At 61.2% G+C, this 25,528-nt stretch carries 22 protein-coding genes; 21 read left to right on the top strand and 1 reads right to left on the bottom strand.

Going from position 1 to position 25,528, the window contains the following annotated elements:
• The first annotated feature begins 3 nt into the window (after positions 1 to 3).
• The 21 genes from VW35_RS20095 to VW35_RS19995 all read left to right on the top strand — a co-directional run bounded on the left by VW35_RS20095 (position 4) and on the right by VW35_RS19995 (position 23,236).
• Complete coding sequence (locus tag VW35_RS20095) at positions 4 to 861, top strand: metallophosphoesterase (protein ID WP_046144842.1); 858 nt, start codon at positions 4 to 6, stop codon at positions 859 to 861.
• Complete coding sequence (locus tag VW35_RS20090) at positions 854 to 1,351, top strand: NUDIX hydrolase (RefSeq protein ID WP_052951896.1); 498 nt, start codon at positions 854 to 856, stop codon at positions 1,349 to 1,351. Before VW35_RS20095 ends, VW35_RS20090 begins: the two co-directional genes overlap by 8 nt.
• Positions 1,348 to 1,746, top strand: coding sequence for a tol-pal system-associated acyl-CoA thioesterase (ybgC, locus tag VW35_RS20085; protein ID WP_046144841.1), 399 nt, complete (start codon positions 1,348 to 1,350; stop codon positions 1,744 to 1,746). The genes VW35_RS20090 and ybgC overlap by 4 nt, the downstream gene beginning before the upstream one ends.
• Positions 1,747 to 1,942: 196 nt before the next feature.
• The gene (gene tolQ / locus VW35_RS20080) at positions 1,943 to 2,644 is read left to right on the top strand and encodes a protein TolQ (protein WP_046144939.1); all 702 of its coding nucleotides are present in this window, start codon (positions 1,943 to 1,945) and stop codon (positions 2,642 to 2,644) included.
• Position 2,645: 1 nt separating this feature from the next.
• On the top strand, positions 2,646 to 3,089 hold the full coding sequence (tolR, locus tag VW35_RS20075) for a protein TolR (RefSeq protein WP_046144840.1): 444 nt from the start codon (positions 2,646 to 2,648) through the stop codon (positions 3,087 to 3,089).
• Positions 3,090 to 3,093: 4 nt separating this feature from the next.
• Positions 3,094 to 4,296 carry a hypothetical protein gene (locus VW35_RS21835; RefSeq protein WP_046144839.1) on the top strand — a complete coding sequence of 401 codons (1,203 nt, stop codon included), beginning with the start codon at positions 3,094 to 3,096 and terminating at the stop codon, positions 4,294 to 4,296.
• Complete coding sequence (locus VW35_RS20065; RefSeq protein WP_046144838.1) at positions 4,293 to 4,643, top strand: hypothetical protein; 351 nt, start codon at positions 4,293 to 4,295, stop codon at positions 4,641 to 4,643. Before VW35_RS21835 ends, VW35_RS20065 begins: the two co-directional genes overlap by 4 nt.
• Before the next feature lie 64 nt (positions 4,644 to 4,707).
• Positions 4,708 to 6,018 carry a Tol-Pal system beta propeller repeat protein TolB gene (gene tolB, locus VW35_RS20060; RefSeq protein ID WP_052951895.1) on the top strand — a complete coding sequence of 437 codons (1,311 nt, stop codon included), beginning with the start codon at positions 4,708 to 4,710 and terminating at the stop codon, positions 6,016 to 6,018.
• A gap of 230 nt (positions 6,019 to 6,248) precedes the next feature.
• Positions 6,249 to 6,749: a peptidoglycan-associated lipoprotein Pal gene (gene pal, locus VW35_RS20055; protein ID WP_046144836.1), complete on the top strand. Its 501-nt coding sequence runs from the start codon at positions 6,249 to 6,251 to the stop codon at positions 6,747 to 6,749.
• Positions 6,750 to 6,895: 146 nt separating this feature from the next.
• Positions 6,896 to 7,948 carry a tol-pal system protein YbgF gene (gene ybgF / locus VW35_RS20050; protein WP_152662675.1) on the top strand — a complete coding sequence of 351 codons (1,053 nt, stop codon included), beginning with the start codon at positions 6,896 to 6,898 and terminating at the stop codon, positions 7,946 to 7,948.
• A complete protein-coding gene (tilS, locus tag VW35_RS20045; protein WP_046144834.1) occupies positions 7,933 to 9,207 on the top strand; it encodes a tRNA lysidine(34) synthetase TilS in 1,275 nt (424 codons plus the stop codon). The genes ybgF and tilS overlap by 16 nt, the downstream gene beginning before the upstream one ends.
• A gap of 193 nt (positions 9,208 to 9,400) precedes the next feature.
• Positions 9,401 to 11,332: an ATP-dependent zinc metalloprotease FtsH gene (gene ftsH / locus VW35_RS20040; RefSeq protein ID WP_046144833.1), complete on the top strand. Its 1,932-nt coding sequence runs from the start codon at positions 9,401 to 9,403 to the stop codon at positions 11,330 to 11,332.
• 109 nt (positions 11,333 to 11,441) lie between these two features.
• Positions 11,442 to 12,785, top strand: a complete 1,344-nt coding sequence (glmM, locus tag VW35_RS20035) for a phosphoglucosamine mutase (protein WP_046144832.1) — start codon at positions 11,442 to 11,444, stop codon at positions 12,783 to 12,785.
• Positions 12,786 to 12,915: 130 nt separating this feature from the next.
• Positions 12,916 to 13,611, top strand: coding sequence for an outer membrane protein (locus tag VW35_RS20030; protein WP_046144831.1), 696 nt, complete (start codon positions 12,916 to 12,918; stop codon positions 13,609 to 13,611).
• 64 nt (positions 13,612 to 13,675) lie between these two features.
• Positions 13,676 to 14,650, top strand: a complete 975-nt coding sequence (gene denD / locus VW35_RS20025; RefSeq protein WP_046144938.1) for a D-erythronate dehydrogenase — start codon at positions 13,676 to 13,678, stop codon at positions 14,648 to 14,650.
• Positions 14,651 to 14,682: 32 nt separating this feature from the next.
• On the top strand, positions 14,683 to 15,702 hold the full coding sequence (gene murB / locus VW35_RS20020; RefSeq protein WP_046144830.1) for a UDP-N-acetylmuramate dehydrogenase: 1,020 nt from the start codon (positions 14,683 to 14,685) through the stop codon (positions 15,700 to 15,702).
• 99 nt (positions 15,703 to 15,801) lie between these two features.
• Positions 15,802 to 17,652, top strand: coding sequence for a malto-oligosyltrehalose trehalohydrolase (treZ, locus tag VW35_RS20015; RefSeq protein ID WP_046144829.1), 1,851 nt, complete (start codon positions 15,802 to 15,804; stop codon positions 17,650 to 17,652).
• Positions 17,649 to 20,051, top strand: a complete 2,403-nt coding sequence (gene treY, locus VW35_RS20010) for a malto-oligosyltrehalose synthase (RefSeq protein WP_052951894.1) — start codon at positions 17,649 to 17,651, stop codon at positions 20,049 to 20,051. The genes treZ and treY overlap by 4 nt, the downstream gene beginning before the upstream one ends.
• 119 nt (positions 20,052 to 20,170) lie before the next feature.
• On the top strand, positions 20,171 to 21,172 hold the full coding sequence (gnd, locus tag VW35_RS20005) for a phosphogluconate dehydrogenase (NAD(+)-dependent, decarboxylating) (protein WP_046144828.1): 1,002 nt from the start codon (positions 20,171 to 20,173) through the stop codon (positions 21,170 to 21,172).
• A gap of 10 nt (positions 21,173 to 21,182) precedes the next feature.
• Entirely contained in the window at positions 21,183 to 22,559 is a 1,377-nt protein-coding gene (gene zwf / locus VW35_RS20000) for a glucose-6-phosphate dehydrogenase (protein ID WP_046144827.1), read from the top strand.
• A 2-nt stretch (positions 22,560 to 22,561) separates the two neighbouring features.
• The gene (locus VW35_RS19995) at positions 22,562 to 23,236 is read left to right on the top strand and encodes an ROK family protein (RefSeq protein ID WP_046144826.1); all 675 of its coding nucleotides are present in this window, start codon (positions 22,562 to 22,564) and stop codon (positions 23,234 to 23,236) included.
• Here the strand turns inward: VW35_RS19995 and VW35_RS19990 are convergent.
• Positions 23,233 to 25,527 (bottom strand): glycoside hydrolase family 15 protein, encoded by a 2,295-nt coding sequence (locus tag VW35_RS19990; protein WP_046144825.1) that lies wholly within the window; start codon positions 25,525 to 25,527, stop codon positions 23,233 to 23,235. The genes VW35_RS19995 and VW35_RS19990 overlap by 4 nt on opposite strands.
• Position 25,528 lies beyond the last annotated feature (1 nt).

The following is a 25,528-nucleotide window of genomic DNA, read 5'->3' as shown; positions in this document are numbered from 1 at the left end:
CCCATGGGGCATCCCATCCAGCGCCTTCTTCACCTTTTCGGGGCGCATAGCTGGATCGAAAACGACGGCATCAGGATAGTGCGCTATGCGCCTTCGGTCTTTAACTGGCCATCCGATCTTCCCTTGCGCATCGCCATGTTGAGCGATTTTCATGTTGCCGAACCCTGGCTCGGTGTCGATGCCTTGGAAACAATCGTCCGAAAAACCAATGCGCTTGGAGCCGACATTGTCCTGCTCCTCGGCGATTTCGAGGAAGGTCCACGGTTCAGCCGCCATCTGACCGCCGATGCCTGGGCCAAGCCATTGGGCGGCCTCAAGGCGCCACTTGGTGTCCATGCGGTTCTCGGCAATCACGATTATCCGCGTATCGCGCGAAAGCGGCACCGTGTGCTCGAACGTCCGGAGGCGCTTGTTGCGCTCGAGAGCGTCGGCATCCCTGTCTATGTCAATCAGGCCGTCCGTCTTGGAACAGGCGAAACGTCCTTCTGGCTTGCCGGCCTTGGCGATCAGATCGCCGAACATGAAGATGGCCGTCGCCTCGCCGATCTCGATGGTACCCTGGCCAAGGTTGGTGACGATGCGCCCGTCATCCTCATGGCGCATGAGCCAGATATTTTTCCCGAAGTGCCGGAGCGGGTGGCGTTGACCCTGTCGGGTCATGTTCATCATGGGCAAATCCGCTTTTTCGGATATGCGCCAGTCGTGCCGTCGCGCTACGGGCGCCGCTATCTGCATGGCCATATCGTCGAAGAGGGCCGCCATCTGATCGTCGGCGCAGGCCTCGGGCATTCCGGGCTTCCGTTGCGTTTCGATGCGCCACCCGAAATCGTCCTGATCGAACTTGGAGCCCGACATGGTTGAGCGGCACGTCATCAGCTTCCCGCTCTCGCATGGTCGCTTCAATTATCGCGTGGCGGCAGTCATTGTTGTCGACGGCCATGTGCTGATCTGCCGGGAAGATGACGACGATTATGCCATGCTCCCAGGCGGGAGAGTCGAACTGGGTGAGGATAGCCGGCTGAGCCTCACCCGCGAGATTGCCGAGGAAATCGCTCTGCCGGCTGAAATCGGCGCTATGCTGGCTACGTCCGAGAGTTTCTATCGTCGCGAGGGCGAAGATTTTCATGAGCTCGGTTTTTTCTACGCCGTAACCTTGCCGGGAGAGGGGCCGAACGGCGCTTCCCCGTGGCTCGAGCGGCGTGACGAGGGGCATGACCTGTACTTCTACTGGGTACTACTGGAGGGCGATGCTCTGGAGAAAGCGAATCTCCTGCCGCGCTGGCTGCCCGAGTTTTTGCGTAAGTTGCCATCGGGGCATACCCATATCGTCTTCGACGAGCGCTCGGCATGACAATCCACGCCTTTCCGGTGCGCATCTACTACGAAGACACCGATTTCTCGGGAAATGTTTATCACGCGGCCTATTTGAAATTTTTCGAGCGCGGCCGCACCGAGTTCTTGCGCGATCTCGGAATCCACCATTTCGAGTTGATTGAGAAGGGCATCGCATTTGCCGTGCGGTCGATGGAGATCGATTTCCTCGGCGCCGCGCGTATTGACGATCTTCTCACTGTGACCACTGAAGTCACGGACACGAGCGGCGTTCGCCTATCGCTCAAGCAGACAATTCTGCGTGACCAGACGGTGCTGACAATAGCCAAGGTAGTGGTCGTGGCGATCAAAACCAGCGGTGGGCCCGCGCGTCTTCCTGCGGAACTGCGTGCACGTTTCGCAGGCGACCATTGACTTCCTTGTCAGCGGAATCTGTTTCTTAACCACTTGGTCACCATAATCGAGTCAAAGGAGCGATTGCGCTGAGGGCGGGGCCGAGAAGCCCGGCTTTCAGGGCATTTCTCTTAATTTTGACAGATTCCGCCCCCATCGCACCAATGTATGGGGCCGGGCGCTTGGGCCAGGCCGAAAGGATCACTTCATGGAAGCCATGGATGCAGTGGGAGCGGCGGCTCCGCATGCCGACCTGTCCATTTGGGGACTGTTCTGGGCGGCCGACATCGTCGTCAAGTCGGTGATGCTGGGCCTGCTCGGCGCTTCCGTCTGGTGCTGGGCCATCATTGTCGACAAGTCGATTGCGTATCGCCGGACGCAGGCCGAGATGAATCGCTTCGAGCGCACCTTCTGGTCGGGCCAGTCACTGGAAGAGCTTTACCAGCAGCAGTCTGAAAAATCCTCGGGTGGCATGGGAGCAGTGTTTGTCGCTGCCATGAAGGAATGGAAGCGCAGCCACGAGCAGAATGCGGCAAGCTTTGTCGGCATGCAGCAGCGCCTTGATAAGGTGCTCGATGTCGCCATCGCCCGCGAAAGCGAATTTTTGGAAAAGCGCCTGGGCTTTCTCGCCACGGTCGGATCTGCTGGACCCTTTATCGGTCTTTTCGGGACAGTCTGGGGCATCATGAACGCTTTTACCAATATCGCGGCATCGTCCTCGACCAATCTGGCGGTTGTTGCCGGGCCGATCGCCGAAGCGCTCTTTGCGACGGCTATCGGTCTTGTCGCGGCTATCCCAGCCGTTATCGCCTACAACAAGCTTTCTGCTGACGCCGGCAAGATGATTGGCCGCCTCGAAGGCTTTGCCGACGAATTTTCGACCATTCTGAGCCGCCAGCTCGAAGCCCGGAGCCGCTGATATGGGCATGGGTGTAGCAGGCGGCGGAGGCGGGGGCGGCGGACGCCGCCGTCGCGGTCGCCGGAAAGCGGTAATGAGCGAAATCAACATCACGCCGATGGTCGACGTGATGCTGGTGCTGCTCATCATCTTCATGGTTGCCGCGCCCATGATGACGGCCGGCGTGCCGGTCGACCTGCCGCAATCGGCGGCGGCAGACATGCCAAGCCAGACCCAGCCGATCACCGTGGCGGTGACGCCGGAAGGCGCCATCTATGTCGATGAAACGCCGGTCGACGAAGCCAACCTCATCACCACCGTTTCTGGCCTAGCGACGCCTGAGGATCGCATTTTCCTCCGCGGCGATACCACGGCCAATTATGGGGCGGTAATGCGCGTCATGGGGCTACTTTCGGCGGCAGGCTATTCAAAGATCGGGCTCGTCACCGAACGCGGCGAGCAATAGGCCGATGCGGACAGGCGTTGTCGTCTCAGCTTCAGTCCACGTGCTGCTGATCGTGCTTGGTTTGATCAATCTTGGATCGACCGAGCCGCTGACGCCTGTCGTTGAATCCATCTCGGTCGATCTCGTGCCGGTCGAGGAATATTCCAATATCCGCGCCGGCCAGCTCGACAGCACCGTGGTCGATACCGAAACGCCGTCCATCGTCGAGAGCGATCAGCCCGCCGAACTCGCCCAGCCAACGGGCAATACGGAGCAGGACCAGCCGACGCCGTCGCCTGCGGACGTTCCGACGCCTGCCCCGGTGACCGAATCCGCACCGGCGCCCGAGCCTACCCCGCAGCCCCAACCCGTCCCCGAGCCGGCGCCCGAACCTGAACCGGCGCCAGAGCCTGATCCGGCGCCAGAGCCTGAGCCCGCACCTACACCCACGCCGGCACCGACCCCAGCGCCGACGCCGGCGCCACCGATTCCACAGACTCGCCCGACGCCGGCTCCCGCTCCCGAGCCAACCCCAACGCCTGAGCCGACGCCGGCGCCGACACCTGAACCTGCGCCAACGCCTGAGCCGGCGCCAGAGCCAGAGCCCCAACCGACGCCCGAACCCGAGGCGCCCGCCGTCAACGCGCCGACCCCGGCTGCGCGTCCAAGCAATCTTGCCCAGTTGCGTCAGCAGTTTGCTGCCGCCGAAGCGGAGCGCAAGAAGCGGGAGGAAGAAGAGCGCAAGCGCCAGGCTGCTGCCGCGGCTGCACAAAATACTGCCCAGAACGATACGCCAACGCCGACCCCGTCTGGCCCGACCGCCCTTAACTCTGACCTTGCCGACGACATCAGCGCCATCATCAACAATGCGCCCACCACCGGTGGCACGACGGGGCAGGGTGGTTCGCCGACGCTTGGCGACACGACCGGCACCTCGGCGCGCCTTAGCCAATCGGCGATCGACGGGCTCGTCGCCAAGATCAAGACCTGCTGGAATCTGCTCCCGAGCGATTTCAACTCGGGCATGAACGTGACCCTGCGCATGTCGATGAACCCCGACGGCAGTGTCAACGGCACGCCGCAGATCGTGTCGGCTGACCCGACGCCGGCGGGCCAGGGCATTGCCCGCGCTGCTCAGCGCGCCGTTGTCCAGTGCGGTCCATATTCCATGCTGTCCTCGGATTCCTACAACGAATGGCAGTCGATCGAGGTGGAGCTTCGTCCATGACCCGTCTCGCCCCGCTAACCGCGCTCGCCATCGTCGCGCTGTTGTCTCCTGGCGCTGAAGCTCAGGAGGTAAGCCAAGTTGAACTCGAGGCGTTTGTCGAACAGGTGAAATCCTGCTGGACGATCGCCCCTGCCGATATCGGCAGCGGCCGCAGCGTCAAGCTGCGCGTGGCGCTCGCGCTAGACGGCGCAGTGACCGACGCCTCGGTTATCGATCCGGATAAATCCGAAGCCGCGCAGCGCCTCGCGACCGGTGCCATTCGTGCCGTGGAACGTTGTGCGCCTTATTCCTTTTCCGCAGAGAGCTACGACGTCTGGAAGACGCTCGAAGTCGACCTGCAACCCTGACCTTGAATTTGCCTTTGTGCTGGCCACAATTCGGCCAACAGCGAAATTGGAGACAACAAAGACCATGACGCTTCTTACCCGGCGTTCTGCACTCAAGCTTGGCCTGGCCGGCAGCGCTCTTCTCGCCACCTCGCAAATGACCATGGCGCAGTTGCGCATCGTCGTCGAAGGCGCCAACTTCCAGCCGCTGCCGATCGCCATTCCCGATTTCGCTTCGTCCGACCCCAATTTCGGGCGCGAAATCGCCGATATCGTGCGCAACAATCTTCGCCGGTCCGGTCTTTTCCTGCCGCTCGATCCGGCCTCGCTGCCGGTGCAGGTCGGCGACGTCAACGGGACGCCGGATTTCAACGTCTGGCGCACGGCAAATGTCGATGCGCTCGTCATGGGCTCGGTCGAGCGTGGTGGCCAGATTTCGTCTTCGGTGCGCGTCTGGGATACGCAGCAGGCCGCGCAGGTTGTCGGCAAGAGCTACAATACCGATCCCAATTCGGCGCGCCGCATTGCCCATATCGTGTCGGACGCCATCTATGAGCAGCTCGCCGGCGGCACGGGCTATTTCGATACCCGCGTCATCTACACCGCGGAAAGCGGCCCCAAGGCCAACCGCACGCGCCGCCTTGCGATCATGGATCAGGATGGCGCCAACGTGCAGTATCTGACCGATGGCTCGACCATGGCGCTGACGCCACGGTTTGCGCCCAATGGCGATCTGGTCACCTATATGAACTTTGCCGACGGCAATCCGCAGGTCTATCTGCTGCAGCTTTCTTCGGGCCAGCAGCAGCGCCTCGCCAATGTCGGCGCCATGACGTTCGCGCCACGCTTTTCTCCCGATGGCGGCACCGTCGCCTTTTCGGTCGAACAGGGTGGCGCGACCAACCTCTACGCCATTTCCACCGGTGGCGGTTCGCCCGTGCAGCTGACCTCCGGTGCTGCGATCGATACCGGCCCATCCTATTCGCCCGATGGCAGCCGCATCGTCTTCGAGAGCGATCGCGGCGGCTCGCCCCAGATTTACATGATGGGCGCCGGGGGCGGAAATGCGCAGCGCATCAGCTTTGGCCAAGGCAGCTATTCGACGCCAGTTTGGTCGCCCAAGGGTGACCTTATAGCCTTTACGCGCCAGTCGGGTGGGCAGTTCCATATCGGCGTCATGGCACCCGACGGTTCAGGCGAACGCCTTCTCTATTCGAGCTTCCACGCGGAAGGTCCGACCTGGGCACCGAATGGTCGCGTCATCATGTTTTTCCAGGATCCGGGTGGCAATGACGGCCCGCGCCTCATGAGCGTCGATATCTGGGGTCGTAACCCGCTGACGATTGCAACTGAAACCTACGCTTCGGACCCATCCTGGTCCAATCTTCGCAGCTAGCACGAAAGGGGGGCTTCAGCCCCCCTTTTTGTCATCTGTTGCCGGGCGAGCTTAACCTTAACGTGATTGATGCCAAAACCTGTTGCGCTTTGGCAACGCCACGGAAAAGCCCGGATTTCTGCCACATTCGCGCCGCGATAGGCAAAGATTAACCATGCCGACAAACCCGGCCTTAAGATTAAGCGCGGTAAATGCTGCTCTTAAGATTGTTGCCTTTTCTGGAGCTAACCGTGGCCCTTCCCGCACCCCTGAACACTGCGTTGCGCGCTGCCGCGATGCTGTTTTTCGTCGTCGTCGTCGCTGCTTGTTCGCGCAGTTCCAATGATGCCGTTGGCCTGACCGGCGCCGGCAATCTGGGACCTGGCGGGGGTGCGCCGGGCAGCCAGCAGGAATTCATCGTCACGGTCGGCGATCGCGTGTTCTTCGAAACCGATTCGAGTTCGCTGACCTCGGAAGCCATGGCTACGCTCGACAAGCAGGCAGCCTGGCTCAACCAGTATCAGAACTACCGCATCCTCATCGAAGGCCATGCCGACGAGCGCGGCACCCGCGAATACAACATCGCGCTCGGCGCCCGCCGCGCGTCGGTGGTCGTGAACTACCTGACGTCCAAGGGCGTCAATGGTGGCCGCATCACCAGCCAGTCCTTTGGCAAGGAACGTCCGGTGGCCATCTGCAACGACATTTCCTGCTGGAGCCAGAACCGCCGCGCCGTTACCGTGGTGCAATAACCAGAATTTCCAGTCGCAAGAACTGGAGGCAAGAACGCCCGGCGCCACGAAAGTGGGCCGGGTGGTTTGTTTTGGCCAAAATTGGCCTTTATCGGCAGGCCAATGATACCCATGTAGGCGCGGTATCATCGAACGGAGGCAGAGGCGTGCAGCTTGGAACGTTGAACAGAAAGGCGCGCGCCGGTTTGTGCGCCGTGGCGATGGGATTGGGGCTCTATGCGCCAGCGGCCAATGCCCAGAGCATGATCCTTCCCGGCGAACTGGGCGGCTTGGCCCTCAACAATACCCAGCCGGACCGGATGCTGGTGGCGCAGGCCGATCAGGCACAATTGCTTGTCCGCATCCAACAGCTCGAAGAGCAATTGCGCGTCCTCAACGGCCAGGTCGAAGGCCTGACTTTCCAGCTCACGCAGATGCAGGAAATCATCAACCGCATGCAGGAAGACAATGAGTTCCGCTTCCAGCAGCTGGAAGGCGGTGCTGGGGGAAAAACTGATGCGGTGACCCAATCTGGCGGCGCGACGCCGCCCGAGGCGTCGCCGCAGGCCCAACCCCAAATCCAGACCCCGGCCCCAACGGGCGAAGACGCCGTGCCTCTGACTGACATTCCCGAGCAGGGCGTCAAGCCGCTGCCCGGCGAAGTCGAGTTCGATCCGACTTTCACGGACACAAATGCCGCGCCGATGGACGATCTCGGCCAATCGGGCGATCCGCTGGTTGGCACCGGTCAGGCCGGCGGTATCGATCTTGCCACCGGCCAGCCGCTGGACCTGAGCTATAATCCTGGCGCAACGCCTTCGGGCAATGCCGATGCCGATGCGCAGTTTGCCGCTGGCTATGAAGCCATGGTTTCTGGCGACTATGCCTTTGCCACCGATCAGTTCGAGCAGTTCGTGTCGCTTTATCCGGACAATCCGCAAGTGACCGACGCGGCAAACTGGCTTGGGGAATCGCTCATTTACCAGCAGCAGTACGACCAGGCAGCCGAGGTACTTCTCGATGCTTTCCAGAAGCATCCTGATCATGCCCGTGCCCCGGACCTGTTGCTCAAGCTCGGCATGGCTCTTTCTGGGGCCGGCGAGCGCGAGACGGCCTGCCGCACCTTCTCCGAAGTCGATAAGCGCTACACCACCCTGCCACCGGCCTTCCTGACGCGGTTGGGCGAGGAGAAAGCCAAGGCCGAATGCCCGCCGGCTTGACCCCGGACCTCGCAGATCCCGCGGCGCTTGCTGCGCTCTTTGCCCCGGTCGCCGGCGATGCCGTTATCGGGCTTGCCGTTTCGGGTGGACCCGACAGCCTGGCGCTGATGCTGCTGGTTCGGCGCTGGACGGAGCAACTGGCGCAGGGTCCAGTCATCATCGTCTACAGTCTCGATCATGGCCTGCGGCCCGAAGCCGCTGGTGAAGTCGCCATGGTTGGCGCGGAAAGCGAGCGTCTCGGCTTCGCCTTTCGTGGCCTTGTCTGGGACGGTGACCATCCCGAAAGCGGATTGCAGGAAGCTGCGCGGCAGGCGCGCTACCGGTTGATCGGCGAGGCCATGGAGCGCGATGGCGCCAAGGTATTGCTGACGGCGCATCATCGGGCTGATCAAGCCGAGACCATTCTCATGCGCCTTGCTCATGGTAGCGGGCTTGATGGCCTGAGCGGAATGAGCGTCTTTTCCGAAGTCGAGGGGGTGCGCGTCTTTCGCCCGCTGCTCGATGTGGAGCCGGCCATGCTCGCTGCAATCGTCAGCGACGCTGGCCTCACACCGGTGCATGATCCATCCAATGACGATGAAAGCTACGAGCGCGTCCGCTGGCGGCGCCTCCTCCCGGCTCTAGCGCGCGAGGGGCTCGACGGCGCTGCATTGGCCCGCTTCTCTGCCCGCATGGCGGAGGCCGATGAGGCGCTATCCCAGCTTGCCGATGGCGCCTTCGCTGAACTTGTGACGCTCGATGGTTTCGGGGCGGCCTCCATGTCTCTTGCAGCGCTCGGCCAACTCGGTCCTGCCGTCGGCCGTCGTATCCTGAGCCGGGTGCTCGCCGTTGTCGGTGGCCGGCAGAAAACCCGGGCGCTGGGGCAGGTCGAACGGCTCTTCGAGCAACTGACAAGCGGGACGCTGCCCCGCGGCACGACGCTTTTGGGCACGATCATTCGTGTCAAGGATGGATCAGTGCTCGTGGCGCGGGAGCCGGGCAGGGCGCTGCCCGAGCAAAAGCTCCTTACCCCTGGCGAACCGATCGTTTGGGACGAGAGGTTCCGCATCACCAATGTTTCGGCCGAAACCGGCCTCTTTGCCGCCCCCACCGACTTCTTTCCACGTCACCGGCTCGAGGAGGTTTTGGGCTTCAAGGTGACGACGCCCGCAGAGGCTATCCGCACAGCGCCGATCGTGCGCGACGCGACCGGAGCAGTTCTCTCTTTGGGCGGCTGGTCGTTCGACGAGCGGATCACGGTGACGCTGCTCGTGGATTGATGGCGCGAAATCGTTGAACGTCGCCATCTCACCGGAACCGGACACGCTACATCCCGTTAACCCCGTCGCGACAATATGACTGGACGTTGCGCCCTGAACGCCGCAGGTCTTGCCCTTGTAACGCCCCAATAGGGGTCTTACATTCGGCCCAATGCTGCCGCGTCGCGCGCTGGCTCCCTCCGGGACAGGATTGATGAACGGAAATTTCCGCAACTTTGCCATCTGGCTCGTAATTCTTTTTATGCTGATGGGCCTGTTCCAGGTCTTCCAGTCGTCGACCCGGACAATGTCGGTCGGTGAAAAAAGCTACAGCCAGTTCATGAGCGATGTCGATGCCGGCCGCGTGTCGAGCGTGACGATCACCAACGATATCGTTTCTGGCGTGCTGCAGGATGGCACCCGGTTCGATACCGTCATTCCCGATGGCGCCGATGTCGTCTCGCGGCTTGAAACCCAGAACGTGTCGATCACGGCGCGCGCGCCTGAATCGAGCCCGTTCTGGTCGATCCTCCTGTCGTCCTGGCTTCCCTTTATCGTCATCATCGGCGTGTGGTTCTTCTTCATACGCCAGATGCAGGGCGGTGGCCGTGGCGGCGCGATGGGCTTTGGCAAGTCGCGCGCCAAGCTGCTGACTGAGACCCAGGGCAAGGTGACGTTTGAGGACGTCGCCGGCGTGGATGAGGCGAAGCAAGATCTTGAGGAGATCGTCGAGTTCTTACGCGATCCGGGCAAGTTCCAGCGTCTTGGCGGCCGCATTCCGCGCGGCGTTCTGCTTGTCGGTCCTCCGGGTACCGGTAAGACGCTGCTTGCGCGTTCGGTCGCCGGCGAAGCCAATGTGCCGTTCTTCACGATTTCCGGTTCTGACTTTGTTGAAATGTTCGTCGGTGTCGGCGCGAGCCGCGTCCGCGACATGTTCGAACAGGCGAAGAAAAATGCTCCGTGCATCATCTTCATCGACGAAATCGATGCCGTCGGTCGCCAGCGTGGTGCGGGCCTTGGCGGCGGCAACGATGAACGCGAACAGACCCTCAACCAGCTCCTCGTCGAGATGGATGGCTTTGAAGCCAATGAAGGCATCATCCTGATCGCCGCGACCAATCGCCCCGACGTTCTCGACCCTGCGCTCCTCCGTCCCGGCCGTTTCGACCGTCAAGTCGTCGTGCCGAACCCGGATGTGTCGGGCCGCGAAAAGGTTCTCAAGGTTCACGTCCGCAAGGTGCCGTTGGCTCCTGACGTCGATCTGAAAGTTCTCGCTCGTGGTACGCCTGGTTTTTCGGGCGCGGACCTGATGAACCTTGTCAATGAAGCCGCCCTGATGGCGGCGCGCAAGAACAAGCGCTTCGTCACGCACCAGGAATTCGAGGACGCCAAGGACAAGATCATGATGGGCGCAGAGCGCCGCACCATGGCCATGACTGATGACGAAAAGAAGCTGACTGCCTATCACGAAGCTGGCCACGCCATCATCGCGCTCAAGGTTGCCGGCATCGACCCGATCCATAAGGCGACGATCATTCCGCGCGGCCGCGCGCTGGGCATGGTGATGACCCTACCCGAGAACGACACCTATTCTTTCAGCCGGGAAAAGGCGCTGGCGCGTCTGACCATGCTGTTCGGTGGTCGCGAAGCCGAGATCATCAAGTTCGGCCCCGCAAAGGTTACTTCGGGTGCATCTGGCGATATCCAAATGGCAACGAGTCTTGCCCGTTCGATGGTAATGGAATGGGGCATGAGCGAGCGTCTCGGCCGCGTGCGCTACAAGTCGAACGATCAGGAAGTCTTCCTTGGTCATTCGGTGACCCAGTCGACCAACATGTCGGATGAAACCGCCAAGCTTATCGACCAGGAAGTGCGCAAGCTCATTGAAGATGGTGAAGCCTCGGCGCGCGATATCCTGACCACTTACCACGATCAGTGGGAAGCGATTGCGCAGGCGCTGCTCGAATATGAAACGCTGACGGGCGACGAGCTGCGCGCCCTTATGGATGGCAAGCAGCCGATTCGTCCGGACGATAGCGGTCCTGCTGTTCCCAAGGCGACGGGCGTGCCCACCGCCGGCAAATCCGGGAAGAAGCGTCCCGACGCCCCGCCCGAGCCAGGCATGGAACCGCAGCCTGAGAGCTGAAGGACTTCGTTAGGGCCACCCCAGGGTGGCCCTTTCCTTATGCTGCGGCATGCGCTACTCCGGGCAAAAGTGGTATTAGCCGCATGAGACCATTTCTCGGGAGACCAAGATGGCGCGCAAGTATTTCGGCACCGATGGCATTCGCGGCATGGCCAATGGCGAGAAGCTGACGCCAGAGCTCGCTATGAAGGTCGGCATGGCTGCCGGCACCAAGTTCGTACGCGGCGATCATCGCAATCGGGTCGTCATCGGCAAGGATACGCGCCGCTCCGGCTATATGCTCGAGAGCGCGCTGGCGGCTGGCTTCACAGCCGTGGGGATGGACGTCTACTTCCTTGGTCCCATGCCGACGCCTGCCGTCGCCATGCTGACGCGCTCGCTGCGCGCCGACCTTGGCGTGATGATTTCGGCGTCGCATAACCCTTACGAAGACAATGGCATCAAGTTCTTCCGCCCGGATGGCTACAAGCTCAGCGACGAGATCGAGGCCGAAATCGAGCGGCTGATCGATACGGACATGACCAAGCTTCTTGCACATGGCATGCAGATCGGCCGGGCTCACCGCGACGAAGCCGCTAGCACCCGCTATATCGAATATGCCAAGCGCACATTGCCGCGCAGCATTGACCTTTCCGGCCTTCGCGTCGTTGTCGATTGCGCCAATGGTGCGGCCTATAAGGTTGCTCCGGTCGCCCTCTGGGAACTGGGCGCAGAGGTCATTGCCATTGGCGATGAGCCGAACGGTTATAACATCAATCACAAGGTCGGCTCGACCGCGCCGGAAGCGGTTTCGGCCAAAGTCAAGGAAGTGCGTGCCGATATCGGTATCGCGCTCGACGGCGACGCGGATCGCGTCATCATCATCGACGAGAAGGGCAATGTGGTCGACGGCGACCAGTTCATGGCCGTTATCGCACACAGCTGGCTTGAGCGCGAGATGCTGGTCGGCGGCGGGATCGTTGCGACCATCATGAGCAATCTCGGGCTCGAACGCTATCTTGGTGGCTTAGGTCTGACACTCGAGCGGACGCAGGTGGGCGATCGCTACGTGCTTGAGACCATGCGTAACAAAGGCTTCAATGTCGGCGGTGAACAGTCCGGCCATATCATCCTTTCCGATTTCACGACGACGGGCGACGGTCTTGTTGCGGCGCTGCAATTGCTGGCTGTGCTCAAGCAGCAAAATCGCCCGATCTCGGAAATCTGCCACCGCTTCGAGCGCGTGCCGCAGCTCTTGCGCAATGTCCGCTTCAAGTCCGGCAAGCCGCTCGATGACAAGCACGTCAAGCAGGCCATCGCCGACGCACAGTCCATGCTCGGCGCCGCTGGCCGTATTGTCGTTCGTCCGTCGGGCACGGAGCCGGTGATCCGTGTCATGGGCGAGGCCGATGATGCCGCGCTGGTCGAAAACGTGGTCGGCCAAGTCGAGGCAGCGATCCTCAAGATCGCCTGAGATGCGTATCAATCCTATTAGGGTTAAACAGGAGGGTTAAGCCGGGCTTAGGGTTAAACGTGCTTTAACGAGTTTGCCCGATATTTGCCGTTAATCGACGAAGAGTCGTGGCAAATAAAGGACTGAATTCATGCGCAAGCTCATTGCTGCGTTCCTGCTGGCGGGTTCAGCAGTCGCAGGCCCGGCAATTGCCGCGGACCTCGTTCCCTATTATCCCCCCGTCATCGAAGTGCCGGATGTGGATTATGGCGTCTCGGGCGGCCTCTACCTCCGCGGCAGCGTTGCCGGCGGCGCCTGGACGGCCCAGGACGCGATCTATTGTAACTGCGCGACCACCACGTTCGACAAGTGGGGCTACGGCTATAGCGTCGGCGCTGGTGTCGGTTACGATAGCGGTCACGGTATTCGTGCCGACGTCACCATCGACTACCTCAACTATGGTGGCCTTGCGACCACCAACGGGTACTCGGTAAACCTGCGTTCGGGTCTGGCGCTCGCCAACCTTTACTACGACTTCAGCCTATCGGGTAACGGCTATGGCGCGGGCGGCTTCGGCGCTTATGTCGGTGCCGGTCTCGGTGTCGCCAAGAACTATTCCGAAGTCATGGATGGCAGCACGCAGCATGCCTGGGGCACCTCGCTCGAAGGTGCCGGCGCTGTCATGGCCGGCGTGAGCTACGATTTTGGCTCCCATGTGGCCGATCTCGGCTATCGCGGCATCTACATGAACAAGGTGATGAGCCAGCCGGCGAACCTTGCCAACGCCTATATCATCAACAACAACTTCATTCACGAACTGCGCGCCTCTCTGCGCTACCGCTTCTGATCCGAAGCGAGATGTGAAAAGCTCGGTCGGCGCCTTCGGGCGCCGATTTGCTTTGGAGGATGGCATGAAGGTTTTGGTGATCGGCTCAGCCGGTATGGTCGGCCGCAAGCTGACGGCGGCCCTGCTAAAGAACGGCAGGATTGGCGATCGCGCGATCGCGCAGATTATACTGGCCGATATCGTTGCTGCCGAAGCGCCTGCAACGAGCATTCCGATCGCCTCTCATGCCGTCGATCTTTCCGCTCCGGAAGCTGCCACCAAGCTCCTAGCCGAGCGACCGGACTTGATCTTCCAGCTCGCCGCTATTGTGTCCGGCGAAGCAGAGGCCGATTTTGAGAAAGGCTATCGCATCAATCTCGACGGTACGCGGCATCTTCTCGAAGCGATCCGTCAGCAGCCCGACTACTGTCCACGCCTCGTGTTCACTTCCTCGATCGCCGTTTTCGGGGAGCCGCTGCCGCCCGAAATCCCCGATGAATTTCCACTGACCCCGCTGACCTCCTATGGAACGCAAAAGGCGATCTGCGAGCTGCTGCTCGCCGATTATTCCCGCCGCGGCTTCGTGGATGGGATCGGCATTCGCCTGCCGACCATCACTGTGCGGCCGGGCAAGCCGAACAAGGCTGCATCGGGCTTTTTTTCGGGCATCATTCGGGAGCCTCTCGCTGGTCTTGAAGCCGTGCTTCCCGTCGACGAAGGCGTCCGCCATTGGTTCGCGAGCCCGCGCGCGGCCGTGAATTTCTTGCTCCATGCCGCTCAGCTCGACACATCGGGCCTTGGCCAGCGCCGGAGCCTCACCATGCCGGGGCTGGCTGCTACGGTTGGCGAGGAGATAGAAGCGCTGCGGCGCGTTGCCGGGGATAAGGCGGTGTCGCTCATCCGCCATGTGCCGGACGAAACCATCGCCCTTATCGTCGCCGGTTGGCCTCAGGCCTTTTCTGCCAAGCGTGCGGAAAGCCTTGGCTTCGTCGCCGAGAAAAATTTCGATGACATTATCCGCGCCCATATCGAGGACGAACTCGGCGGACGCATCGGCTAGAACAACCGGCGCTGCCCGCCTATAACCCGTCCATGACCGAAACCGAACTCACCCTGATTCCTGACTTCGACCTCTCAGGCCGCAACACTCTCGCGCTGAAGGCGGCTTCGCGGTTCGGTGTTGTGCTCGAGACGACAGAAAGCATCGCGGCGTTGTTCGCGCTTGCCGAGGCTCGTGGCCTGCCACTGCGCATCCTTGGGGGTGGGAGCAATGTCGTTCTGGCCCCGGAGTTTGATGGCATTACGGCCATCATCGCATCGAAGGGAAAGTTCCTTGTCGAGAACACGGATGGTCACGTCGTTGTCGAGGCAGCGGCCGGCGAAGTGTGGCATGATTTCGTGGGCTGGACAGTCGCGCAGGGTTTTGGTGGCATCGAAAATCTTGCCGGCATCCCTGGTACCGTTGGCGCGGCGCCGGTCCAGAATATCGGCGCCTATGGCGCGGAAGTCGCCGACGTCTTCGAGAGCCTTGTCGCCTTCGACACCAAGACCAGGTCGTTGCGGACATTTGCTCTTGACGAGTGCGCGTTTGCCTATCGCGACAGCGTCTTCAAGCATGAGCCGGGTCGCTATGTGGTCGTTTCGCTCCGCTTGCGGCTCAAGAAGCCGTGGACGCCGAACCTGCGCTTTGCCGGGCTCTCCGAACTCGCCGATCTGCCCCGGCTCGATCCCAAGGCCGTCATGGAGCGGGTCGTTGCCATCCGCAATTCCAAATTGCCCGATTGGCGGGTGACACCCAATGCCGGTTCGTTCTTCCAGAACCCGATTGTCAGCCTCGAAGAAGTGACGCCGCTGCTGGCGCGGTTTCCGAACGCCCCCAATTTTTCGCAAGCCGATGGCCGGACGAAGCTTTCTGCCGGCTGGCTGATCGAGCAGAGCGGATTGAAGGGTTTTCGGCTTGGCAAGGCGGGCGTTTCCGATCGCCATGCGCTGGTCGTGATCAACCTCGGCGGCGCCGCGGCCGAAGACATCGCGGCGCTGGCAGCGCATATCAAGGCGACAGTTATGGAGCGGTTCGGCATTGCCTTGCATGAGGAGCCGGTCTTCACCTGATCGAAAGCCGGACGACCCGGTTTGAGACAGGAGCGATGGTGGAACCGCGGGTGAGGCAAGCCGTTCTGTGGTCTCTCCTTTCTCGCAACCCAGTGCTCCATGCCCCCACCGTTTCAGTTTGGCGCGCTCCTCGGAAAGACCGGAACTCGGTTTTCCGCCTGGGCGCCTGGTAAGAAGTCGGCTGCCGTCGATATTGTGGGTAAGGGGCGTCATTCGCTCGATGCATTGGGCGAAGGCTATTTCGCCGCGACAATCGAAGATGTCGGCGCTGGCGCGCGCTACTTCTTCAGTTTCGATGATGGCAAGGATGTTCCCGATCTTGCTTCACGCTGGCAGCCGGAAGGAAGTGCTGGCCCTTCCGTAGTTGTCGATCCCGCCTTCCGTTGGACTGACGACCAGTGGCAGGGCGTTCCTCGTGACAACCAGGTCATCTATGAGCTCCACGTCGGAACGTTCACGCCCGAGGGAACATGGCGTGCCGCAACGGACAAGCTTCAACACCTACGCGAGATCGGCGTCACCGTTATCCAGATCATGCCGATTGGCACCTTCAAAGGGGAGTTTGGGTGGGGATACGACACCATCCTGCCCTATGCGCCATTTGCGCCCTATGGATCGCCCGAAGAGATGCGCCGTTTCGTCAACGAAGCGCATGCGTGCGGCATCGGGGTTATCCTCGATGTTGTTTACAACCATGTCGGGCTTGGCGAGCATTATACCGCTTATGGCGATGGGTATCTGACCGACAAATTCGAAAGCGAATGGGGCGCGAGCTTCAATTTCGACGGCCCGGAAGCGCGCGCGGTGCGCGAATTCGTCATCGGTAACGCTGTCTATTGGATCGAAGATTTTCACGTTGATGGCCTGCGGATCGATGCGGCCCAGGCCATGTTCGATGACAGCGAAGAGCACATTTTGACCAAATTGACGCGAGCGGTGCGAAACGCGGCGGCTCCGCGGTCGGCCTATATTGTCGTCGAGAACCAGCCGCAGGAGCGGCGGATGGTCCTGCCGGCAAGCGAGGGTGGGCATGGCGTCGACGCCATGGTCAGCGACGATTTCCAGCATTCTGTGCGCGTTGCGAGCACCGGCCATGATGATTTCTATTACCGCGACTACCGCGGCACTCCGCAGGAACTCGTCTCGGCGCTGAAGTATGGGTTTCTTTATCAGGGCCAGCGCTCGGATATGCGCGACAAGGCATATGGCACCTACAATCTCGACACGCATGCCCAACATTTCGTGCATTTTCTCGAAAACCACGATCAGGTGGCCAATTCCGCGCGCGGGTTCCGGCTCAGCACCCTCCTGACGCCTGCACGTCTTCGCGCCGTCACGAGCCTTCTCCTTCTCGGGCCGCAAACACCGTGCCTCTTCCAAGGACAGGAATTCGGGGCGACCAATCCTTTCCTTTATTTCTTCGGCATCGATGGCAACGAGGCCAGAGCCGTCGCCAAAGGGCGCAGGGAGTCTCTTGAGAATTTCCCAGGCGTTCGCGATCCGGCCATGGCTTCGAAACTGCCTGATCCTTCAGACCGGACGACCTTTGAGCGCAGCAAGCTTGATTGGTCGGAAACGCAAAAGCACGATGGCTTGCTCGCGCTACATCGCGATCTTTTGGCATTGCGGCGCGGTGATCCGACGTTTTCTCACAGGACAGAGCGGCGCATCGATGGAGCTGTGCTTGGCGATGCAGCGATCCTCCTGCGCTTCCTGACCCCGGAGCCCGGCGGCCATCGCCTTCTGCTTCTCAATCTCGGGCGGGACTTGCACATGTCGGTTATCCCCGAACCGCTTCTGGCGCCGCCTGATGGCCATCGCTGGCTGCCAACCTGGTCAAGCGAACATCCGGACTATGACGGCGCCGGCCGGCGTCCCGTCGAACCCGATAAATTTTGGATCCTGCCCAGCGACTGTGCCGTGTTGCTGCGGAGCGAGGTAAATGCATGACTAGTCTCCGCGCGACCTATCGTTTGCAGCTAAACCAGGATTTTACGTTTCGGCATGCCATTGCGCTTGTTCCATATCTGGAGGCGCTCGGGGTCAGCCATGTCTATCTCTCGCCGATCCTCAAGGCGCAGCCGGGCAGTACGCACGGCTATGACACGGTCGACCACACCGTCATCAATCCTGAGCTCGGCACGGAGGAGGAGTTTCGCCAGCTCCATGCAGCGCTCAGCGCCCGGGATATGGGAATCATCCTCGATTTCGTGCCAAACCACATGGGCGTTGGCGGCGCCGATAACCCGCTCTGGCTCGATGTTCTCAAACGCGGACCGAATAGCCAATACGCCGATTGGTTCGATATCGACTGGAATCCGCCACGTCCGGGCATGGCCAACAAGCTCTTGGTGCCGTTTCTCGGCACATCCTATGCTGAAGCCCTGGCGGGGGGCGATCTTGCTCTCAAGGCCGATGGCGACGGCTTCGCGGTTTGGGCTTACGACAAGGAAAAGCTACCGATCCGTCCCGAAGATGCGCAACGTCTTGTTAAAGCACATAGGTCGGTTGAGGCGGTTATCGAGGCCCATTCGTCTGCCGATAAGCTCGATGAACTGATCGGCCAGCAATATTGGCGGCTGTCGCATTTCGCGGTCGCGCCGGATGAGATCAACTATCGACGCTTCTTCATCAACAACGAACTTGCCGGGATCAGGATCGACCGGGAAGACGTGTTCGATCATGCGCACCGGCTCATTTTCCGGCTCATCACCGAAGGGTTGGTCGATGGTTTACGCATCGACCATGTCGATGGCTTGCGAGATCCGACCGGCTATCTCCAGACGCTGCGGGCCAAGGTGCCGCGGCCGATCCTCCTCTACATCGAGAAAATTCTCGCCCCGCACGAGTATCTGCGGGCAGACTGGCCGATCGAGGGGACGACAGGCTATGAGGTCGGGGCGCAACTCACCCGGCTTTTGACGCGGGCCGATGGGGAGGACGCGGTCACGCGCGCTTATACCGAATTCGTCGGCGACGTAACCGAGGCTGAAGAGGAAGCTTATCGCAGCAAGTTGCGGGTGATGGATAACGAGCTCACCATCGAACTCGATAATCTCGCAAGACGCGCTGCCGCGATTGCATGGTCAGTTCCCAAAACTGGCGACCTCACGCAGGCCTCTATGCGGCGGGCATTGCGCGAGGTGATCGCGCGGCTTTCGGTTTATCGGACCTATGTCGAAGGTGAACCCGCGCCGCGCGATCGCCGGGAAATTTCGATTGCCTTGGCAAAAGCGCGGCGCGGCCAGCCTCAGGTTCCGCCAGCAGTCTTCGACTTTGCCCAGAGCCTGCTCCTCAAGGCACTGGGATCAGGTTACTCGTCGAGCGATATCGAAGCTATTCTCGGCAAGTTCCAGCAATATACCGGGCCGGCGATGGCCAAGGGGCTCGAGGATACGGCGCTTTATCGCTACAACCGTTTGGTGTCGCTCAATGAGGTTGGCGCTCATCCCGACAGGTTCAGCGTTTCCATCGCGGCCTTTCATGACGCAAACCGACGCCGTGCCGCCAATCACCCGTTTTGCCTCATTGCGACATCGACCCACGACACGAAGCGCGGCGAGGATATTCGCCTGATTATCTCGGCTATCGCCGACGAGCCTGTGCTCTGGAGTGAGGCAATTGTCGATTGGCGGGAAAGGCTGGGATCAGCGGTCGAAAAAATTCACCCCAACGACCTCTATCTTTTCTTCCAGCAGTTACTGGGAGGCTGGCCACTGGCCGGTGAACCAGAAGGTCTGGCCGATCGCCTAAAGGCGGCGCTGGAAAAATCGGTGCGCGAGGCGCGCCAGCGCAGCGACTGGGGCGTGAACAACGAAGAATATGAGGGACGCCTCAAAGACCTCGTCGACGCCGCGATTGGCAACGATGTGTTTCTCGATACTTTCCTGAAGGTCCAGAAACAGTTCGCTGAAATCGGCCGGCGAAAGGCGCTTATCCAGGCCGTACTGAAGATGACCATCCCGGGTGTTCCCGATATCTATCGTGGCGCGGAGGATTGGGAGCAGAGTTTCGTCGATCCCGACAATCGACGCCCGCTCGATTTCAATACCTTGGAAAAGCGACTGGCCAGTCCAAATGGCGAAGCCGACAGCAAGCTATCGCTGACGCAGGGGCTCCTCCATTTCCGTCGTGAGCAGCCACACGTTTTCGCCAATGGGAACTATGAGGCATTCGACGCCGGAAAGGAAGTTCTGGGCTTCCGCCGCTGCGCTGGGGGCGCGGAGCTCACGGTCGTCGTCGACCTCTCCAAAAGGCACAATGCGAACCTTGGCGAACTGCCGGTTGCCGGAAGGGTGATCTTGGGCGGGCCGGCAGATCCATTCCGGGTTACATTCTCAGAGCGGTAGCCGCGGGCCGCTTCTGAAACCAATCGCTGTGCGCATTAATTCTTCTCCATGCGCGGGCTTGCCGGTTGTAACCTGCGTTGTAGCTGACGCGCGGCAGGCGCAGGATGTAGGAGCAAGCGATGCAGATAGCGATGGTTGGGCTCGGACGGATGGGCGCAAATATGGTGCGGCGGCTGATCAAGGCCGGGCACGAATGCGTCGTGTTCGATGTCAGTCCGGAAAATATCGCGGCGCTGGTCAAGGAAGGCGCGGTCGGCGCCAGCTCCATGGAAGAGATGATCGGCAAGCTCCGGGCGCCGCGCTCGGTCTGGCTGATGCTGCCGGCGGCGATCACCGGCAAGATCGCCCGCGAAGTTGCGGGGCATTTGCAGCCGGGCGACACCATCATCGATGGCGGCAATTCCTATTATCGCGATGCGGTTGATCTTGCGCGTGAGTTTGAGGCGCAGAATATCAGCTTTGTCGATGTCGGGACGAGCGGCGGGGTCTGGGGCCTTGAGCGCGGCTATTGCCTGATGATCGGCGGGCCAAAAGAGAGTTTTGACCGGCTTGAGCCGATCTTTGCCTCGCTTGCGCCGGGCAAGGATGGTACCGGCGCCGAGGCCGGGTCGGGTGACACGGCGCCGCTCGGCTATCTCCACTGCGGGGCGAGCGGCGCGGGGCACTTCGTCAAGATGGTGCACAATGGCATCGAATATGGGCTGATGGCCGCCTATGCCGAAGGCCTCAATATCTTGAAGGCCGCCGATGCGGGGAGTGAAGCGCGGGCGGCGGATGCCGAGACGGCGCCGCTCCATGATCCGCAATATTATCAGTTCGATATCGATGTCGGCGGGGTGGCGGAGGTCTGGCGGCACGCGAGCGTCATAAGTTCGTGGCTGCTTGACCTGACGGCATCGACGCTGAAGACCGATCCGGAACTGACCAATTTTGGCGGCAAGGTTTCGGATTCCGGTGAAGGGCGCTGGACGCTGCGCGCGGCGGTCGAGACCGGCGTGCCGGCGCCGGTTTTGTCCTCGGCGCTCTTTGGGCGCTTTGCCTCGCGCGATGCCGACGAATATTCAAACAAGCTGATCTCGGCCATGCGCTACGCCTTTGGCGGCCACAGCGAAAAGCACTGAGGGGGGCAATATGCGCAGGACTTCCTCGGACGCGCTCGTCGTCTTCGGCGTGACGGGCGATCTCGCCCACAAGATGATCCTGCCCTCGCTCTACCAGATGGTGCGGCGAGGGCATCTCGATAAGCCGGTAGTCGGTGTTGCGCTCGACGATTGGAGCGAGGAGCAATTGGCCGAGCGGGCGCGCGATGCCGTGACCAAGCAATTTGGCACCGTGGACGAGGCCGTGTTCGGCAAGCTGATGGGCCTGATGCATTATGTATCGGGGGATTATAAGCAGACCACGACCTTCGAAAAGCTGCGCGCGGCTTTGGGGACGCACAAGCATCCGCTCTATTATCTTGCCATTCCGCCATCGCTGTTCGGTCCGGTGGCCGATGGGCTGAAGGCGGCGGGGATCGCTAAGGGCGCGCGGCTGATGGTGGAGAAGCCATTTGGCCGGGACCTGGCCACCGCGCAGGCGCTGAACGCGACGCTGCATCAAGTGTTCGAGGAAGATGCGGTGTTTCGCATCGACCATTTCCTCGGCAAGGAGGCGATCCAAAACCTTCTCTACATCCGCTTCGCCAACGCTTTCATCGAACCGATCTGGAACCGCAATTATGTCGAGAGCGTCCAGGTTACGATGGCCGAGGATTTTGGCATCAAGGGCCGCGGCAAATTCTATGACGAGGTCGGGGCCATTCGCGATGTGGTGCAGAACCACTTGCTCAATGTCCTGCTACTGCTCGCCGTCGAGCCGCCGATCAATGGCGAATCCGATGATCTCAGCGATGAGAAAGTGCAGGTTCTGAAGGCTATTCGTCCGCTGAAGAAAGAGGACGTCGTGCGCGGCCAGTTCGACGGCTATCTCGACGAGCCGGGCGTGGCGCCGAAATCCGCGCGCGAGACGTTCGCGGCGCTGCGCTTTGCCGTCGATACCTGGCGCTGGGAGGGCGTGCCCTTCTATATCCGCGCAGGTAAGGAACTGCCGGTCAAGGTGACAGAGGTAATCGTGCGCTTCCGCCGGCCGCCGATTGCTGTCTTCGATGGGTTTCCCAAGGATCAGGCCAATTATGTGCGCTTCCGGCTCGGGCCGGAGGTGGTGACGGGGATCGGCGTGCGGCGGAAGAAAGCGGGCGGCGACATGGTCGGCGAGGCTGTGGAACTGACCGCGCTCGACGATACGACCGACGACATGATGCCCTATGAGCGGCTGATCGGGGACGCGATGGCGGGCAAGCGGCAGCTTTTTACGCGGCAGGATGCAGCGGAGCTAGCCTGGCGGATTTTCGACCCCATCCTCGACGATCCCGAAGCACCGGCACGCTATAAGCCCGGCACTTGGGGACCGAAGGCGGCGATGAAGGGTTTTGAACCGCCCGGTGGCTGGGTGGATCCGGAGGCTTGATCATGGCAGACAAAAAGGTTCTCGCCGTCGATATCGGCGGCTCGCACGTCAAGATCATGGCCAATACCGGGGGCCAGGTGCGGAAGGCCGCGTCGGGTCCGACGATGAATGCCGAAACCATGGCAACGGACTTGGAGACGCTCTGGGACGGGCTCGATTTCGACGTTATCGCCATGGGCTACCCCGGACCGGTGGTGCACAATAAGGTCTTGGCCGAGCCGCACAACCTTGCGCCAGGCTGGGTCGGGTTCGATTTCGAAAAGCGCTTCGGCAAGCCGGTACGGATCATCAATGACGCGCTGATGCAGGCGATCGGCAGCTATAATGGCGGGCGAATGCTGTTTTTGGGGCTCGGCACTGGGCTCGGGGCGGCGATGCTGGTCGAGCACGTGGCGCAGCCGATGGAACTGGCGCACCTGCCTTATAAAAAGGGCCGGACCTATGAGGATTATCTCGGCGAAGCGAGCCTTGAAAAACGTGGCCACAAGAAATGGACGCGGCATGTGTTCGAGGCGGTCGAAACACTGACGGCGGCTCTGCAGCCGGACTATGTGGTGATCGGGGGCGGCAATGTTGATGCGCTCGATGACCTGCCGCCCAAGGCAAGGCGCGGCGACAATGCCAATGCCTTCAAGGGCGGGTTTGCGCTTTGGACGGATGAGAAGCTGGTGCTTTAGGTCACGGCCAGCGCAATCGCAAAATCCTTGCCTTCCCACTCCCCGTTGCCGCTGCGGAAGGTGAAATCCAACGTCTTGTGACCTTCGAGGTCGGCAGTGGTGAACAGCACGCAATGCATCCCGAGGCCGTTGGCGACGGAGGCTTTGTCTTGAGCATGCTCCCAGCCATCCAGGCCGAAGTGGAGGATGAAGGGGTCGCAGGCTTCGATGGAGATGGATTTTCCCGCTGCGATTTCCGTAAAGGGGCTCGATTCCCGCCAATGCCAGGTCATGGCAGATGGCCGCTTGCCGGCGTAGCGGGAGGCGATGACATCGAATAGTTCGGCGGGGCGGCGGGTCGTCTGCGTCGCAAGGAGTTTCAAAAGTTCGCCATGGGCCCAGACGAGGGGCATGGCGCTGCCGGAGGGTTCGCCGGGGACAAGGCCGTGTTCGGGCATGGGTTCGCCGTCCCAGACCTGTTCGGGGATGAGACCGCCCTTGCCCGTCATGCGCAGCATGGAATTTAGGTAGGGCATGGGGTCTTCCCCGATCAGTGCCGCATAATGTCCGCGTTCTCCAGCAAGCAGCGGCCAAGGGCGGCCGACGCCGAGGCCGTCGAAAGGTTTCCCGTCTTCGTGCTCGCCATAGCCATCGCCATTATAGCGATAGTAGGCGATGCCGGTCGGGAGTTCGACGCGCAGCTTGGCGTCGATCAGCTTGACCGTATCGACGATGCGGCGATCCTCCGCCGTGCGTAAGCCGGTGCGGACGAGGTACAAGAACTCAAGGCCGATGAGATCGCCGGCCGGGGTTTCGCCGTGCTGGACATTGCGGCGGCTGATGATGCCGTCGATGCCGCCATCGACCGCGCGGGGTCCAAGGCGGATGTAATAGCCGGGGAGGTCGAGACCGGCGCAGAGGTGGCCGTTGACTGAATAGGTCCAGTCCTCGATGCGCTCGTTCCAGCTATCGGCGAGGGAGAGGATATAGTCGCGATCGTCGCCGGTGAAATAATCGGCCGAAACAACGAGCGCGACGATCAGCATGGCGAGGGTAAAGGGGCTGGCTCCCGCATTTTCTTCCCAGCGGTCCTGATCGCTCATCGGGCCATTGCGGACGATGAAGCGGATGGCGCTGCGCACCATCTCTTCTTCGGGTGGGGAATTGGTGAGATGCCCCACAGCGCGGAGTTTTGCGGCGAGCATGACGGGGAGCGCAACCTCGTCCATCTGCTTGCCGCTCCAATAGCCGCGGCCATCCGGAAAGTAGTTTTGCGCCCAACTGCCGTCCTCCGCCTGGGTGCCGATTAGATAGTCGAGTGTGCGGCCTGCATCTTCGTATAGGCCAACGGTGATGAGGGCGAAGGCGGCTTCGACCGTGTCACGCGTCCAGACCAGATGATAGCCGCCGGCATCGTCGTGGCTCGAGCCCCAGGGCACGGAAAGGCTCGCGACCATAGCGCCCGCATAGGTACGGTCTTCATGGCATTTGATGACCATGGCCGAGCGGCGGGCGGCTTCTTCGAGCTCGGGCGAAGCATAGGGTATGCGGAGGTGCTGGGCCCAATCCTCCCAGCTCTTCATGAAGATATCGCGGCTCTCGTCGTAGGAGTCCGCAAGGCTTGATCGGGCGAGCGTGCGCGCGCCCTCGGGCGTTTCGGAAAAGCCGAGTGCGAGGACGCCATTGTCCGAGGCGAGTTCGCCCATGAGAGCGACATTGCCGCCTTTGGCCTCGGGAAAAGTCCAGGTCATGCCCCCATTGGCGGAAAAATCCTGCCAGCCATCGGACGTACCGACAAAGCCGGCGCTGGTGCGCAAAAATCCGCCATCGGCGCGGAGACAGAGAGCCGTGGCATTGTGGGTGGCCGAAAGATCCTTGCCGGCCACCGCATCATTTTCGCGTGCACCATCGAGATGGGGCGCGAGGAGGACGTAGAGCCGCGCATCTTCCCCCGAAAGGGCATATCGGATGAGGAGACAATCGCGCAGCGGGTGCGGCAGGACTTCCAGTTCGAGCCGGTAATGTTCTCCCTCATGAACGACAGTCGGCAGCGGAACATAGGGTTTTGGAAGCGAGAAGAGATAGGTGTCGGCGCGCTTGACTTCGGTCCATCCGCCCTTGTGCGCAATGATGAAGCCGAGATCTCGGATCTGTGGGCGGCCTGTCGAGGGCCAATAGACCTCGTTTACGATGCCATGACCGAGGGTTGCCCAGACACGGCTCGCGCCAAGCTCGGTCGTGATCATGTCCTTGTCGCTGGAAGACCATGTGGGGTTAAGGCCCGGGGCGCCGGGGGCGGTAGGGGTGGTCATG

The sequence above is a fragment of the Devosia soli genome, assembly GCF_000970455.1.
Lineage (GTDB): Bacteria > Pseudomonadota > Alphaproteobacteria > Rhizobiales > Devosiaceae > Devosia > Devosia soli.
The sequence above is the reverse complement of the archived record's forward strand: the minus strand, read 5'-3'. Positions and strand labels throughout refer to the sequence as shown.